Source organism: Solibacillus kalamii (assembly GCF_002174535.1).
Taxonomy (GTDB): Bacteria; Bacillota; Bacilli; order Bacillales_A; family Planococcaceae; genus Solibacillus; species Solibacillus silvestris.
Window position 1 is genome coordinate 274,858 of sequence record NZ_NHNT01000002.1, and the last position, 15,262, is coordinate 290,119.

Here is a 15,262-nt window from a genome sequence, read left to right on the forward strand (position 1 = left end):
TGTTTGTTGGAAAATAACTTCCTTTGTAAAAGTTAGCTTATTCTTTCTCTCCATGCTTAAACTGCTGGTAAAGCTTAATAAGTGCCCGTTTTTCAATGCGTGAAACATAGCTGCGTGAAATATTGAGTCTTTTAGCAATTTCTTTTTGGGTATGCGGGTCGAAGTTTTGGAGCCCATAGCGGTAGGAAATAATTTCGAGCTCACGCGGATCTAATGTATCTAAATAGCGATACAGTTGGGCAAAATCTTCCTGTCGTTCAATTTTTTCGATTGTTGAAGGTTCGTCAAGCTGCAGTAAATCACGGATTTGAAGAGACTGCCCATCTTTATCGATACCAATCGGCTCAAATAACGAGACATCCTTTTGCACTTTTTTTTGTGCACGAAGATGCATCAGAATTTCATTTTCGATACATCGGGCGGCATATGTGGCGAGACGTGTCTTTTTTTCTGGTGTGAAGCTGCTCACGGCTTTCATAAGACCAATCGTGCCAATTGAAATATAATCATCAAGCAAATCGTGTGAAGGATGGAATTTTTTTACGACATGTGCAACTAAACGCATGTTTCGCTCAATTAATTCAACACGAGCGCTTTCATCCCCCTTTATAAAACGATTGATGACTTCCTCTTCTTCCTCGCGTGATAACGGTTTATAAAACGTCTGCCCTTTTAAATAGCCTAATAATGCGGGAAGCTCAAGCCAAAGTTGAACCAATGCTGTCACAAAACCGCTCAAGCAATTAACATCCTTTCATCTTTTCGACAGTATATGATGAATTTTGCGCAGAAATGAAAAAAAGTGTAAGAGCGATATTTTGCTCTTACACTTTTTTCAATGTAAACGTACTTACCATTAATAATGCTAATACCGGAAAAAGAATAAAATAAAATGTTTCAGATAACGTATTTGTAAAGAAATATGAAATAGTTAGTAACGTACCTGCGGCTGTAATTGGCAGACCTACGAAATAGCCTGTTGAATCCATTACATTGAATCGAGCTAAACGCAACGCACCGGCAGCAATGAATAACACGGGCATCATCATTCCTGTAAACCCTGCATTCATTAATGCCATTTCATACATTAAAAGGGCAGGTGCCACACCGAAGGAAATAATGTCTGCCATTGAATCAAGCTGTTTTCCCAATTCGGACTCCTGATTAAATTTACGGGCAACTTTACCATCATACCGATCTAAAAAAGCAGCGATAAAAATTAATAATACACTATAGCTATGATACTCATTCAATGTAGCCATAATTGCAGCCCCACCAAATGACATATTTGTAATTGTAATAATGTTAGCAGCATTTGCTTTTATTTTTTTAAATGTTGAATCGACTTTTTGAAGTAGAAACATTGGAAAACACTCCCTTGCACATCGGCTATATTCTATTATACTTGTTCTATTAAAAAAAGGTAATAGTTAATTCATATTAAGACCTATCTTTGTATGGCCAGTCATTATATAATTTACTTTTATCCCGTATTCACTTTACCAATACTTAATTAAAACCGGAGGACCTAGAATGAAGGAAAAATTATACCGGAATATGATAGAACTATCAAATGGTAAAATCTCTTCGAAAATTTTACAACAGATTGCTCAATCCCGTTTAAGTAAAAATTTTATTCGTAGCTATAGTCAAATATACGGAATTAACATACAAGAAGTTTCAAAATCTCCAAAAGAATTTACGAGCCTGCATGATTTTTTTGTTCGTCAGTTGAAAGAAGAAGTGCGTCCGGTAGATGTTCGCGCGGATATATTTGCGAGTCCTGTTGATGCGAAAATAGAAGCTTTCGGCAATATTGAAGATCAGGAAATGTTTACTGTGAAAAATAAGCCGTATTCTTTAATTGATCTAATGGGAAATGAAACACAGGCAAAGAGGTATAATAATGGAAAATATATTGTTTTTTACTTGAGTCCTGCAGATTATCACCGTATTCATAGTCCGATTGATGGTGTTGTTACGCGACAATACATACTTGGGCAAAAGTCTTATCCTGTTAACCAGATGGGCTTACAATACGGGAAAAAACCGATCAGTCATAATTATCGTATGATTAGCGAAATTAACTATGAAAAAGATCATTATACAGCATTCATTAAAGTAGGAGCGACATTTGTGAATTCAATCGAACTTACGAACACATCAACACAGTGGAAAAAAGGCGAAGAAGTTGGCTATTTTGCTTTTGGCTCAACTGTTGTAATGCTATTCGAACAAAATACAATTGAATTTACAGAGAATGTAACAAATGGGGCGAAGATAAAAATGGGAGAAGCCTTTGCTACTATGGTATAATGAATAAATAAATTTTGAGTTAGGGGTTACGGCTTTGTATAACTTTTTATTACCAGATGAATTTATTCGCAGTGTATATGAAATTACACCTGAAAAATTAAAGGATTTAGGCATTAAAGGGATCATAACAGATTTAGATAATACGCTTGTTGAATGGGATCGTGCTGATGCAACGGAAGAGCTTGTACAATGGTTTGAAATGATGCGTGAAGCAGGCATAAAAATTATAATTGCCTCAAACAATCATGAAGCACGTGTACGCCAGTTTGCAGAACCGCATGGCATTCCGTTTATTTTTCGTGCCAAAAAACCATTAGGTGCAGCATATTATGCGGCCCTTGTTCAGCTACGTCTACGTCGCCATGAAGTTGCGATGCTGGGAGATCAGCTTTTAACAGATGTGATGGGCGCAAAACGTCAAAAACTTTATACGTTTTTAGTTCGTCCTGTTGCTGATTCTGATGGACTCGTTACAAAATTTAACCGCTTTGTTGAACGTCGTGTATACAACGATTTAAAGCGGAAAGGTAAGTATCCTTGGGAAGACTAAAAACGACCCGAGTTTTTTTGCATGAATGTGCAATAGTAGTTAGGAGGAAATAGTGAATGAATGAAATGCCACAATGTATTGGCTGTGGAACAGTGATTCAAACTGAAGATAAAAATGGATTAGGGTATGCACCTGCATCCTCGCTGGAAAAGGAAATGATTATTTGTCAACGTTGTTTCCGTTTAAAAAACTATAATGAAATCCAACCTGTTAGTTTAACGGATGATGATTTTTTACGTATTTTAAACGGCCTTGGACAACAGCAAGGTCTAATCGTAAAAATCGTGGATATATTCGATTTTAATGGCAGCTGGTTACCAGGTTTACACCGATTCGTTGGAAATAATCCCGTTCTTTTAGTAGCAAATAAAGCAGACCTTTTACCTAAATCGGTAAAAGAAAAGAAAGTAATTAACTGGTTAAAACGTGAAGCGAAAGCACTTGGTTTAAAGCCTGTTGATGTGAAGCTTGTTTCGGCACATAAAGGATTAGGCATGCAGGAAGTCGTTGAAGCAATTGAAGAATACCGTAATGGCAAAGATGTATATGTTGTAGGTTGTACAAATGTCGGAAAATCGACGTTTATCAACCGAATTATTAAGCAAGCTACAGGTGAAGGAGAAATTATTACAACTTCTCATTTCCCGGGAACTACGCTTGATATGATTGGCATTCCGCTAGATGACGGATCATCTTTATATGATACACCTGGTATTATTAATCATCACCAAATGGCACACCATATCGATTCAAGCGAATTAAAATATATTATGCCGAAAAAAGAAATTAAACCAAAAGTGTACCAGCAAAATGCTGGACAAACTCTATTTATCGGTGCTCTTGCCCGTTTTGATTTTATTCAAGGCGAGCGTTCGGCATTTACTGTCCATGTGGCAAATGACTTACCGATTCACCGTACGAAGCTGGAACGTGCGGATCAATTATATGAAGAGCACAAAGGTGAGTTACTGGCACCTCCAACATCTAAACATATCGATCAATTACCGCCATTAGTGCGTCACGAGTTTTCGATTAAAGAACCGAAAACAGATGTAGTCATCTCAGGGCTAGGCTGGATTACCGTGCAGCATGCCAATGTTGTCGTAGCAGCACACGCACCAAAAGGCGTAGAAGTATTCATTCGCCCGTCACTAATTTAACTGAACGGTCTCTTCATCAGTAGGAGCAAGTGTTACTTTGTAGTGAATGAATGGTAGCAGGAAAGAGGGAAATGTCGATGAAAAAGTGGTTTGCGGTTATTGGGGATCCGATTGCACAGTCAAAATCTCCAGAAATGCATAATGCATGGTATGAAGAGGGAAATGTGGATGCAACGTATATTCCGATACACGTGAAGCCAGAACATCTACAACAAGCTGTTGCATCATTCAAACTGTTAGGGACAAGCGGCTGGAATGTAACGATTCCGCATAAACAAACGATCATTCCGTTCCTGGATGAGCTCGACGACCTTGCCGAAAAAATGGGTGCGGTCAACACGGTCGTGCGCACTGCAGAAGGTAAATTAAAAGGCTATAATACTGACGGTCCTGGTTTTGTAAGATCACTTGAGCAGGCGATCGGTACAATGAAGCGTGACGCACCGATTTTACTAATCGGAGCAGGTGGCGCAGCCCGTGGTATTGCATTTGCTCTACAGCTTACAGGTTATAAAAATATAACTATTGCCAACCGAACAGTTGAAAATGCACAGCGGATCATTGACGACATGCATGCCGGCAAAGCTGTTTCAATGCAAGAAGCAGAACAAAGCCTTGCTAATTTTGAAATTTTTATTCAAACAACACCAGCAGGTATGACTACAGGCGACTTTGCATTACCATTTTCGCTTGAAAAGTTCCCGGCAGGCGCAATTGCTGCAGATATTGTGTATAATCCATTAATGACGCCATTTTTGCAAGCGGCTGAGCAAAAAGGGGCGATAATTATCAATGGGTTAGGCATGTTCGTGCATCAAGGTGCGATAGCCTACGAACACTGGTTAGGTCATTATCCAAATACAAATGCAATGATTGCCCGTTTAACGGCGCAATTAGGAGGAAATTATGTTAACAGGTAAACAAAAACGTTTTTTACGTGCTGAGGCACATCACTTAGATCCAATTTTCCAAGTTGGGAAAGGTGGCGTAAATGATGCAATGATTGCACAATTACGCGATGTATTGGAAGCACGCGAACTTATTAAAGTACGCATTTTAGACAACTGTGAAGAAGACAAAAATGTCGTGGCGGAAGAACTGGCTGCCGGTACTCGTGCAGAGCTCGTTCAACTGATCGGTTTGACAGTTGTATTATATAAAGAATCACGCAACAATAAAAAAATCGTATTACCTAAAGTAGCTACGAAATAAGGTGAAGTGTAATGAAGAAAGTCGGTCTTTTTGGCGGAACCTTTAATCCACCGCATATCGGACATTTAATGATGGCTAATGAAGTGTATGCAGCGCTTGGTTTGTCGGAAGTACGCTTCATGCCGAATGCAAAACCGCCTCATAAGGATTTGTCCCGCTCGGCAACAAATGCACAGCGTCTGCGGATGGTTGAGCTGGCGATCGAGGACATTCCATATTTTCATGTGGAAACATATGAACTTGAGCGCGGAGGGGTATCCTATACATTCGATACAATGAAAGCGTTGTGCGAAAGAGAACCACAAACACAGTTTTATTTTATTATCGGCGGGGACATGATCGATTCTTTGCATACATGGCACCGTATCGATGAGTTAATGGAACTTGTCACATTTGTTGGAGTAAAGCGCCCTGGCAGTGAAGCAAAATCAACCTACGATGTGTGTATGGTGGAAGCTCCGCAAATTGACCTTTCTTCAACATATATTCGAAATCGATTACAGCAAACAGAGGTACCTTTACAGTTTTTATTGCCTGCTGCAGTTGAACAGTATATTCGAAAGGAAGGTTTGTATGGAACGTCAAACGATGCTGGCAGCGATTAAAGAGCGAATGCCCGAAAAGCGGTATATTCATACGATTGGTGTAATGGAAACAGCGATCCGTTTAGCTCAGCAATACGATGAAAATCCCAAAAAAGCAGAGATTGCGGCAATTTTCCATGATATCGCCAAATATGCGGATGTTACCTGGATGAAGCAAGTTGTAACCGAGCAGCAGTTGGATGCACGCCTGCTTGACTGGGATGCAGAAATATTGCATGGTCCGGTCGGTGCCTGGATTGTCGAGACGGAATTCCAAATTAATGATGAAGCCATTTTAAATGCAATTCGTTACCATACTACCGGACGTGCGAATATGACAACTTTTGAGAAAATTATTTATGTAGCAGATATGATTGAACCAAATCGTAAATTTCTCGGTGTAGAGGAACTAAGAACATTGGCAGACATCAGTTTAGAGGATGCATTCAGGGCATGTGTGACCCATACGCTCAGTTTTTTAGTTTCGTCACAGCAGGCAATTTACCCTGTTTCAATTGAATGCTACAACAGCTTAATAAGAGAGGAATAAACATACATGAATGAAACGTTATTAAATATTACGTACAAAGCAATCGATGACAAGCGAGGAGAGGATATCGTTGCATTGAATATGCAGGGGATTTCACTTTTAGCTGATTATTTCATCATTGCGGAAGGTAGCTCAGAGCGCCAAGTACAGGCAATTGCACGTGAAATTAAAGAAAAAGCAGAAGAAGCGGGTTACACAGTACGTAAGCTTGAAGGCTTTGACACAGCACGCTGGATTTTAGTCGATATGGGTGATGTTGTTGCACATATTTTCCATAAAGATGAGCGTGCCTATTACAACCTAGAGCGCCTATGGGGAGATGCACCACAACTAGACGCGCCACAAATGGACAATGAATAGTTATGAGCGTTTTGCAGAAGTTTATGATGAATTGATGACCGATATCCCGTACACGGAATATGTGGAATGGATTCAGACATATGCACCTGCACAGAACTATAAAAATCTGCTCGATATTGGCTGTGGTACAGGAACACTTGCATTAATGTTGCATAAAGCCGGTTACGCTGTATCAGGGATTGATTTATCGGAAGAAATGCTATCTATTGCCAGTGCCCGTATGGATGCTGAGAAAGTTACAATGCCTCTTTTTGCTATGTCAATGGACGAGCTGGAAGGCTTCAGCGACTTGGATGTTGCCATTATTCCGATTGACTCGATCAACTATGTAAAAGAGCATCACAATGTAATGGAAACATTGAAGCGGATATTTGACAGTCTTCGTGAAGGCGGACAGCTATTCTTTGATGTACATTCATTATTTAAGATGGACAATATTTTTCTGGATGGTCCTTTTACGTTTGATGACGGGGAAATTTCTTATGTTTGGCATACTGAACCGGGTGAAGAACAGCATTCCGTGTATCATCAGATGACGTTTTTTGTATTAACAGAAAGCGGACTGTATGAACGTTTTGACGAGGAACATTATCAGCGCACATTTGCATATGGGCAATATGTGAAATGGCTGAAAGAAATCGGTTTTTCTCATGTTGAAGTGACGGCAGACTGGACGACAGCACAACCGACTGATGAAAGCGAACGAATTTTTATTCGGGCGGTTAAATAAAATAGCCGAAAAAGTAAGTTTCGGCAGTTTTGATTGAAATACCTTTTCATAAAGAAGCGGAATTTGTATAGTGGAGGTAAGCTCCATATATAAAACCTTCTTTATGAAAGGGTGTTTTTTATTTTGCAGCCATTTCTGGAGAAGTATAAAAAGCAAATTGCCATACTGGGCGGAGTAGTTGCAGCGATTTTGATTTACTTATTAGTCTTTGATGATTCCTCTAACCGTGCTACGATCGAAACAATTGACCAAATGACACTTGCTGCAAGTGATGAACCTTCCACAATACCGGAAACGGAAATCGAAACTGAATCTAAGCCAATAGTGGTGGATGTAAAAGGCGCGGTAATATATCCGGGTGTGTACACATTATCCGAGGAACAACGGATTGTCGATGCTGTTGAAGCGGCAGGAGGATACACGGACGATGCCAATCCGGCGCTCATTAACCATGCTCAAAAGCTTCATGATGAAATGGTAATCTATATACCGAAAATAGGGGAAGAACCTGAAGAGTTAATGGAACAGATGGTACAGGCGAGTCCGGCAACCGGTTCCGGTAGTGGAAGTTCCAACGGGAAAATTAATATAAATAAAGCGTCGGAAGGGGAATTGACTCAGCTGCCAGGAATTGGCCCAGCCAAGGCGGCTGCGATTATTCAGCATCGGTCCGAACAAGGAAATTTTCAAATCATTGAAGACTTAAAAAATGTCACGGGAATCGGAGATAAGACATTTGAACAGTTAAAGGACTTAATTGATGTAAAATAAAGTGAAATTTCTGAACGAACCTGCATTGCGAATGACAGGAACTACGTTTAAACTGATAGGTGACAAAACATTTGGGGGTTATCATATGGAGCGAATTACTTGGGATCAATTTTTTATGGCGCAAAGTCATTTACTCGCATTAAGAAGCACATGCAGCCGTCTTGCAGTTGGTGCGACAATTGTACGGGAGAAGCGCATCATTGCCGGCGGATATAATGGATCCATTTCAGGTGACGAACACTGTATCGAAGAAGGTTGCTATGTTGTGGACAACCATTGTGTCCGCACAGTGCATGCTGAAACAAATGCATTACTGCAATGTGCAAAATATGGTACGCCAGCAAATGGTGCGGATCTTTATGTCACACATTTCCCATGCCTGCCATGTACGAAGACAATTATTCAGGCCGGAATTAAAAATGTGTATTATGCAAAAGATTATAAAAATAATAATTATGCAATGGAATTGTTCAAAAAAGCTAACGTCCATGTTGCACATATTCCATTTGATGAAGCAAAAATTGACTTTCTGCAAGATGAAAAGTTCGCACTAACCGCTGAAATGCTCGAAAAACTTCGTGAGTTAGGCGCAAGCCGCGATCAATTGCTCCCATTAGAGGAGAAGATGCATGCTTTATTTGGTAAACTTATTCAGGCATAACTGGATTTTTTTCGCCTTGTCGATTTGTATTAGTGCACTTGCTGCATTTGAATCGGGAAGGCTTCTTTTCCTGCTTGCTTTATTGTTATTATTTAGTCTTTATAAACGACTGTTAAACATTCATCTGTTGCTTATTTTAATTGTTGGGATTGGGAGTTACAGCTATTTCTTCTATGAGGCCAATAAGCTTTCATGGCCGGTCGAGCTTCCCGCATTGTTGACATGGACCGATGAGTACAATATAAATGGTGTGATGCTGCGAGGATTCATGATTAATGAATCGGGTGAGAAAGTATATGTTACCTATGAATTGAAAAATGAAAAAGAAAAACAGCGCTTTGAGGCACAGCAGCTCGCTGGTACAAGTTTTATTGTAACCGGGAAGCAAGTATCCCCATCAATCCCTGCACACCGCTATGGCTTTTCTATGGCCCGCTATTTGCAAAGCAGAAATGCAAGAGGAATCATCGAAATTCAACAGCTTCAATATTCCCATCAAAAAAAATCCATCATGCAGCCTATTTTTGAACAGCGCTTTCAGTTAAAGCGCCACATTGTCGAAACTTTTCCGCCGTCGCTTGCAGCAGAGGCACAAGCTCTATTGATTGGTTTCCAGGAAAATGTCGATGACCAATTAAATCGCGCCTATCAAAAGCTTGGGATTACCCATTTATTCGCGATTTCGGGTTTGCATGTCGCACTTGTCTCATTCCTGTTTTTTCAGTTGTTGCTTCGCTTGAGGATTCGCAGAGAAATCGCTACAATTTTACTGCTTATTTTATTGCCGTTATATGCAGTTTTAGCAGGAGGAGCACCGTCTATCTGGCGTGCGGTCAGCGTCGTCGAATTAATCATGCTTGCGCAGTATTTTCGCTGGAAAATACCGATGGATGATGCACTGTCAATTAGCTTTATTATGTTTGTATTACTGGAGCCTGGTGCAGTTTTTCAAGTCGGCTTTCAGCTATCGTATTTGGCTACTTACAGCTTAGTATATTCCAGCCGTATTTTAGCGCGCTATTCTAATTTTTGGATACAATCTTTTTATATTACTTTTGTTTGTCAAATCCTCGTTTACCCTTTGTTACTACACCATTTTTATGAGATCAGCCTTTCCTCTTTTATCGCCAATATTTTTTTCGTCCCTCTATTTTCCTTTATTATTTTGCCCATAAATTTATTTGCTCTTGTACTGACTTTTTTGCCATTCCCGCTTGACTCCTTTCTGTTTTATATTTATGAGCCCTTGCGTACAGCGCTGACAAATTTCATTCTTTATATTCAGCAGCCGATTGTTCAAATGTGGAACCCTGGTAAACCTTCAATTATGTGGCTGATCCTTTTATATAGTTCTGTTTTTTTCGCTTTATATTTGCTCGATCAGCATGCTACGTTAAAAAAGGTCTTCATTGCTTTAATACTGCCTGCCTTTATATTTCATGTACAGCCACTTTTGCATAGTGATCTGAAAATTGCTTTTGTCAATGTCGGTCAAGGGGACTGCATTGTTATTGAGTTGCCACACAGAAAATCGGTCATCGTTATCGATGCAGGGGGCATATTACGATTTGAACAGGAAGAATGGAAGGAGCGCAAAACCGTATATGAAGTAGGGCGTCAAGTTGTTGTTCCCTATTTGAAAGGTCGAGGGATGCAAACAATCGACACATTTGTGCTGTCACATGCGGATGCCGATCATGTAGAGGGGGCTGAAGAGGTGTTGCGGGAAATCCTTGTAAAGGAGGTTCATGTGACACCAGGCTCGATCGCTAAGCCGGTTATGAACGATTTTTTGTATGAGCTAGAGAAAACAAATACAAAACTGATCGAGAAAATGGCTGGTCATAAGTGGCAAATCGGAGAAACTGCTTTTGAATATTTATGGCCGCTGGAAATTGAATATGAAGGAAATAATGATTCCCTCGTTCTTTTCGTAAAGCATAATGCTTTTCGCGCATTGTTTACAGGGGATTTGGAGCAGGAAGGCGAGAAGGAGCTGATTCAGCTTTATGAAGAGAAATTACGAAATATCGATTTGTTAAAAGTGGGGCATCATGGCAGTAAAACATCTAGCATCGAGGAATTTGTCACAGTAACAAACCCTAAATTTGCCGTGTTTATGGCAGGAGAAAATAACCGATACAATCATCCGCATATTGATGTTGTTAATCGGTTTGAGGAGAAAAATATCCCATACGCAACAACTGGATTAGATGGTACGGTAGAAGTCTCAATCTATGAGAATCAAATATTTATTGAAAAATCGAATGCTCTTTTCAGGAAATAAAAAAGTGGGATGATTTCTCATTTTAATAAGAAATCATTCCACTACTAAGGAATTACAGACGTGTAGCTGCTTCTACGATTATTGCAATAATAAACAATACGATGAAGAATCCGCCACCGATGGCGAAACCGTAACCGGCATCTGGGAAGTCATTGCTTTTCATCGCGCGGCCACGACCTTCAAATGGGTTTTCAGCTACATAGTTTGGATCTTGATGTCCTGCCATAAGTATCCCTCCTAATCTTCAATAATTATAGAATATTCTAACTGAAAATGCTATATGAAATGCTAATTATTCCTTTTATTGGTTTATTATATCGTTGAGAGTTTCAATAAATATCCATAAATTAATTAAGAGGAGATAGAAAGGATATTTTTTTCATGGCATATTGAGATAAGAAACTGGACATCCTCAATAACGTAAAAAATGGTATACTTAGAACTACGAAAGTAAAGGAGGTTCCCAGTATGATAACAAAAGTATGGCAAGATTTTAAAAAGGGGAATTTCGCACCGGTTTACTTGCTTGTAGGAGAAGAATCCTATTTTGTAGATGAAACAATTAAGCAGTTGAAGGCGGCTCTTCAAAAAAATGAAGAAGCGGAAATCATGACCTTTGACTTAAATGAACAGCCGATTGATTATGTTATTGATGAAGCGGATACGATCCCGTTTTTCTCGGAACGTAAATTAATAATAGCTAAAAATGCATCATTTTTAAAAGTGACTGAAAAAGGCAAAGAAAAGATTGACCATGATTTAAAGCGCCTTGAAAGCTGGCTGCAACATCCTACTGATACAGCCATCACCATATTTATCGCGCCGTACGAAAAGTTGGATGAGCGAAAAAAAGTAACGAAGCTTATGAAAGAAAAATGTACATTGCTAATAGCGGAAACACCTCAAAACAACGACTTGAATGTATGGGTAAAAAATGAAGCACAGCAGCATGGGAAAGCGATTACAGATGAAGCAGTCGGTAAGCTTCTTGAAATGGTTGGTCCCAATATGCTCCAGCTTCAGATGGAAATAGAAAAGATGGCCTTGTATTTAGGTGAGGATCATGAAATTACACGTGAACTTGTAGAGGATTTAGTAGCAAAAACGCTTGAGCATGATGCATTTAAAATGCTGAATGCCTATTTGGAGCATAATCAAGAAGAAGCGCTCAAAATATATCATGATCTATTACGACAAAAAGAAGAACCAATCAAACTTGTAGGCCTCTTAGCAAACAATATTCGGACGATGACCAATATTTTCTATTTGCAAAAAAAGGGGTACCATCAGCAACAGATTGCAAAGCAGCTTAAAATTCATCCATACCGAGTGCAGGTTATTTCAGGTCAAAGAAACCGGCCATCCGACCAGCGTTTACTTCAAGCACTCTATAGTCTGGCGGAAGTAGATCTGCAGTTGAAAACAACAGGCGGAAATCGTGAGCGTCATCTTGAGCTGTTTTTAATGAAGAAACTATAGAAATTATTATATTCTAGGAAACAACGAAAAAAGCCAACTGTGCTTAATGCACAGTTGGCTTTATAAGTTTACAATTAAGCTTTTTTCGCTAAACGAGACTTTTTACGAGAAGCCGCGTTTTTGTGAATAAGACCTTTAGAAGCAGCTTTATCTAATGCTTTAGAAGCAGCAACTACTAATTCTTGTGTGTTTTCAGCACCTGTTGCGATCGCTTGCTCAGCTTTTTTAACTGTAGTACGCATTGCAGATTTTGCTTGTGCGTTAGCAGCGTTAGCTTTTTCGTTAACTTTTACACGTTTGATAGCAGATTTAATGTTTGGCATTTCTTTCACCTCCTAGATTTAGGTACGAGATGAGTATTTTCTCACTTATTCATGTGTCAATACAACAAAAATCATTCTACCAAAGGATTGAAAGAATTGCAATACATAAATGCAAAGAATATTTACTTGACAGTTTGAACAAACTGAATTGTGGAGGTGCATTATGAAAAAAATTGATTGGAATCGAACAGATTTAATTGATGAAACAGCAGAAGTTGTCCAACATCAAACGAAACAACAAAAGGAAACATTGGAACATGAACGTGGCATTCACATGGAAGAATCCCAACAAAATCGTGTCAAAATCACAAAAGTTGAAGTGAATGCTACCGGGGAAGAAAGAATAAGTAAAAAGCAAGGGACGTATATAACGTTGTCGATCCCTACATTAACTTCGGAAGACCGCCATGGATTTGAGCAAATGCAGGAATCTTTAATCCATTACCTGCATGATCTGCACAAGGATGTCAAGATTACGGCGGATTCAAAAATTCTAGTGATCGGTTTAGGGAACAAGACGATTACCCCAGATGCGATTGGTCCTTATACAATCGATGCGATGCATAAAAAACAATCGGAACTGGATTCCCCGAAGTTTATTTTGTATGCACCAGGTGTTACAGGGCAGACAGGATTTGAGACGAGCGATTATATTCATGCATTGGCAGAAAAAATTAAACCTGCACTTGTTATTATCGTCGATGCGCTTGCAACAAGCGGAAGTGCGCGCTTATGCCGGACAATCCAACTGACAGATACCGGCATACATCCAGGTGGAGGTGTCGGCAACCATCGCAAGGAAATTTCCAAGGAAGTGCTCGGCGTACCGGTAACAGCGATCGGAGTTCCGACAGTTGTGGAAGCACCTATTTTAATAGCCGATGCAATAGATGTAGCATTCAGGTCGATTGCGGCTAAAATACAGGAAAGAGACAAACCTTCAGGTAAGCTCTCAGTTACAAGTTGGACACCTGTAAACGAGGAAGTAGATTTAACGAAAGTTGAGCCGATTTTCGGTCAGTGGGCAACATGGCCGACAGAAGATCGACGACAATTATTTGAAGAAGTATTCAGTACCCATCCGGAGCGGTTGATGGTTACTCCGAAAGAGGTTGACTTCTGGCTGAGTCAATATGCATTTTTACTAGGCGAAGGCTTGTTTAAATGGCTTGAAGAAAAACAAAAAGCCGGTAATTAACCGGCAATTTATTTTCTGAACAATAAAAGCTAGATATACGTTCTAAGTTTTACTCTTCTCCCATATTGTATTGGAGAAAGGGTGATGTGTTTGCGGAAACTAAAACGCTTCTCATTATTGTTCTTATTTTTATTTTCACTGCCTATCATTATTGGGCAATTCCCTTTTCCAAATAATGAAATGACTACACAAAAAAGTAAAAGTGAACGTCCCCACGTTGTTTATGCGGCGGCAGAGCCAATTGTGACAGTACCTGAAGAACCGAAAATTGATCCATTCAATGTACTGTTGATGTTCACACATTCACACGAATCTTATAAGCCAATCGTCAAAAAAACAAAAGGGATGCAGGCAGTTTATGATGAAGAAATGAATATCTTTTCACTACAAGAAATGATGCAGCATTATCTTGAATTAAACGGTTTAACACCACATATTGTAGATTTTGATGTTATGACCGAAATGAAACAGGTTGATGCAACATTTCACCAAGCGTACAAAGTGGCTCGACCTGTATTGGCACAGTATTTGGAAGAAAACGAATATGAACTTGTAATCGATTTTCATCGGGATTCGGCACCTAAAAAAGTAACGACACTTACAGCAAATAATGAACAATATGCAAAAATCGCTTTTGTTGTCGGCGCGGAACATCCTGCATATGAAGCGAATTTAGCTTATGCAACAATGCTGAGTGAGCAAGTGAACAGCATTGTGCCTGGCATTTCACGAGGAATTATTAAAAAGTCTGGTACTGGTGTAGATGGTGTTTATAATCAAGATCTTGCAACAAATGTATTGCTGATTGAATTTGGGGGTATCGACAACACCGAAGAAGAACTTCAACGAACGATGGCGGTTTTAGCACAGGCGATTCGGGTTGCTTTCGTTGAATCAGCAGTTTAAGTATTAATTGATTTACAAATAGCAGGCGGGTAGTGTGAGACACGTTGAGCAATTTCAGCACGGCTACTCGCTCAAATATGAAAAACCGTATTTCGCTATAATTTAGTGCGAAATACGGTTTTCCTATTGTAGGTGAAGGTTCGCTGTTGTCGTTTTACTACAATTCATAGTATAA

General features: G+C 39.5%; 19 protein-coding genes. 15 read left to right on the plus strand and 4 right to left on the minus strand.

What is annotated here, in order from left to right:
• Positions 1 to 37: 37 nt before the first annotated feature.
• Positions 38 to 739, minus strand: coding sequence for an RNA polymerase sporulation sigma factor SigK (sigK, locus tag CBM15_RS04980; protein ID WP_008407633.1), 702 nt, complete (start codon positions 737 to 739; stop codon positions 38 to 40).
• An 85-nt stretch (positions 740 to 824) separates the two neighbouring features.
• The gene (gene pssA, locus CBM15_RS04985; protein WP_008407632.1) at positions 825 to 1,364 is read right to left on the minus strand and encodes a CDP-diacylglycerol--serine O-phosphatidyltransferase; all 540 of its coding nucleotides are present in this window, start codon (positions 1,362 to 1,364) and stop codon (positions 825 to 827) included.
• 169 nt (positions 1,365 to 1,533) lie between these two features.
• On the opposite strand from pssA, the gene CBM15_RS04990 reads away from it, so the two are divergent.
• The 12 genes from CBM15_RS04990 to CBM15_RS05045 all read left to right on the plus strand — a co-directional run bounded on the left by CBM15_RS04990 (position 1,534) and on the right by CBM15_RS05045 (position 11,181).
• Positions 1,534 to 2,316: a phosphatidylserine decarboxylase gene (locus CBM15_RS04990; RefSeq protein WP_008407630.1), complete on the plus strand. Its 783-nt coding sequence runs from the start codon at positions 1,534 to 1,536 to the stop codon at positions 2,314 to 2,316.
• 34 nt (positions 2,317 to 2,350) lie between these two features.
• The gene (locus CBM15_RS04995; protein ID WP_008407628.1) at positions 2,351 to 2,866 is read left to right on the plus strand and encodes a YqeG family HAD IIIA-type phosphatase; all 516 of its coding nucleotides are present in this window, start codon (positions 2,351 to 2,353) and stop codon (positions 2,864 to 2,866) included.
• A 56-nt stretch (positions 2,867 to 2,922) separates the two neighbouring features.
• Positions 2,923 to 4,026 carry a ribosome biogenesis GTPase YqeH gene (gene yqeH / locus CBM15_RS05000; protein WP_087615979.1) on the plus strand — a complete coding sequence of 368 codons (1,104 nt, stop codon included), beginning with the start codon at positions 2,923 to 2,925 and terminating at the stop codon, positions 4,024 to 4,026.
• 77 nt (positions 4,027 to 4,103) lie between these two features.
• Entirely contained in the window at positions 4,104 to 4,946 is an 843-nt protein-coding gene (gene aroE, locus CBM15_RS05005) for a shikimate dehydrogenase (RefSeq protein ID WP_087615980.1), read from the plus strand.
• Positions 4,933 to 5,238, plus strand: a complete 306-nt coding sequence (gene yhbY / locus CBM15_RS05010; RefSeq protein ID WP_008407625.1) for a ribosome assembly RNA-binding protein YhbY — start codon at positions 4,933 to 4,935, stop codon at positions 5,236 to 5,238. The genes aroE and yhbY overlap by 14 nt, the downstream gene beginning before the upstream one ends.
• Positions 5,239 to 5,249: 11 nt before the next feature.
• The gene (locus CBM15_RS05015; RefSeq protein ID WP_087615981.1) at positions 5,250 to 5,843 is read left to right on the plus strand and encodes a nicotinate-nucleotide adenylyltransferase; all 594 of its coding nucleotides are present in this window, start codon (positions 5,250 to 5,252) and stop codon (positions 5,841 to 5,843) included.
• A complete protein-coding gene (yqeK, locus tag CBM15_RS05020; RefSeq protein WP_087615982.1) occupies positions 5,812 to 6,372 on the plus strand; it encodes a bis(5'-nucleosyl)-tetraphosphatase (symmetrical) YqeK in 561 nt (186 codons plus the stop codon). Before CBM15_RS05015 ends, yqeK begins: the two co-directional genes overlap by 32 nt.
• Positions 6,373 to 6,378: 6 nt before the next feature.
• On the plus strand, positions 6,379 to 6,732 hold the full coding sequence (gene rsfS / locus CBM15_RS05025; RefSeq protein ID WP_008407622.1) for a ribosome silencing factor: 354 nt from the start codon (positions 6,379 to 6,381) through the stop codon (positions 6,730 to 6,732).
• Positions 6,725 to 7,462, plus strand: a complete 738-nt coding sequence (locus tag CBM15_RS05030; protein WP_087615983.1) for a class I SAM-dependent DNA methyltransferase — start codon at positions 6,725 to 6,727, stop codon at positions 7,460 to 7,462. The genes rsfS and CBM15_RS05030 overlap by 8 nt, the downstream gene beginning before the upstream one ends.
• Positions 7,463 to 7,585: 123 nt before the next feature.
• Positions 7,586 to 8,233, plus strand: a complete 648-nt coding sequence (locus tag CBM15_RS05035; protein WP_087616582.1) for a helix-hairpin-helix domain-containing protein — start codon at positions 7,586 to 7,588, stop codon at positions 8,231 to 8,233.
• A gap of 85 nt (positions 8,234 to 8,318) precedes the next feature.
• Positions 8,319 to 8,894, plus strand: a complete 576-nt coding sequence (locus CBM15_RS05040) for a ComE operon protein 2 (protein ID WP_008407617.1) — start codon at positions 8,319 to 8,321, stop codon at positions 8,892 to 8,894.
• Complete coding sequence (locus tag CBM15_RS05045; RefSeq protein ID WP_087615984.1) at positions 8,863 to 11,181, plus strand: DNA internalization-related competence protein ComEC/Rec2; 2,319 nt, start codon at positions 8,863 to 8,865, stop codon at positions 11,179 to 11,181. Before CBM15_RS05040 ends, CBM15_RS05045 begins: the two co-directional genes overlap by 32 nt.
• Before the next feature lie 52 nt (positions 11,182 to 11,233).
• Here the strand turns inward: CBM15_RS05045 and CBM15_RS05050 are convergent, their stop codons facing one another.
• On the minus strand, positions 11,234 to 11,407 hold the full coding sequence (locus CBM15_RS05050; RefSeq protein WP_008407615.1) for a YqzM family protein: 174 nt from the start codon (positions 11,405 to 11,407) through the stop codon (positions 11,234 to 11,236).
• A gap of 242 nt (positions 11,408 to 11,649) precedes the next feature.
• Between CBM15_RS05050 and holA the strand changes: the two genes are divergently transcribed.
• Positions 11,650 to 12,660, plus strand: coding sequence for a DNA polymerase III subunit delta (holA, locus tag CBM15_RS05055; RefSeq protein ID WP_087615985.1), 1,011 nt, complete (start codon positions 11,650 to 11,652; stop codon positions 12,658 to 12,660).
• Positions 12,661 to 12,734: 74 nt separating this feature from the next.
• On the opposite strand, the gene rpsT is transcribed toward holA, so the two are convergent.
• Positions 12,735 to 12,983: a 30S ribosomal protein S20 gene (gene rpsT, locus CBM15_RS05060; protein WP_008407613.1), complete on the minus strand. Its 249-nt coding sequence runs from the start codon at positions 12,981 to 12,983 to the stop codon at positions 12,735 to 12,737.
• Between the two features lie 163 nt (positions 12,984 to 13,146).
• Between rpsT and gpr the strand changes: the two genes are divergently transcribed.
• Together gpr and spoIIP are read left to right on the plus strand one after the other, a co-directional pair.
• Positions 13,147 to 14,181 (plus strand): GPR endopeptidase, encoded by a 1,035-nt coding sequence (gene gpr / locus CBM15_RS05065; RefSeq protein WP_087615987.1) that lies wholly within the window; start codon positions 13,147 to 13,149, stop codon positions 14,179 to 14,181.
• Positions 14,182 to 14,265: 84 nt separating this feature from the next.
• Positions 14,266 to 15,087 carry a stage II sporulation protein P gene (spoIIP, locus tag CBM15_RS05070; RefSeq protein WP_087615989.1) on the plus strand — a complete coding sequence of 274 codons (822 nt, stop codon included), beginning with the start codon at positions 14,266 to 14,268 and terminating at the stop codon, positions 15,085 to 15,087.
• Positions 15,088 to 15,262 lie beyond the last annotated feature (175 nt).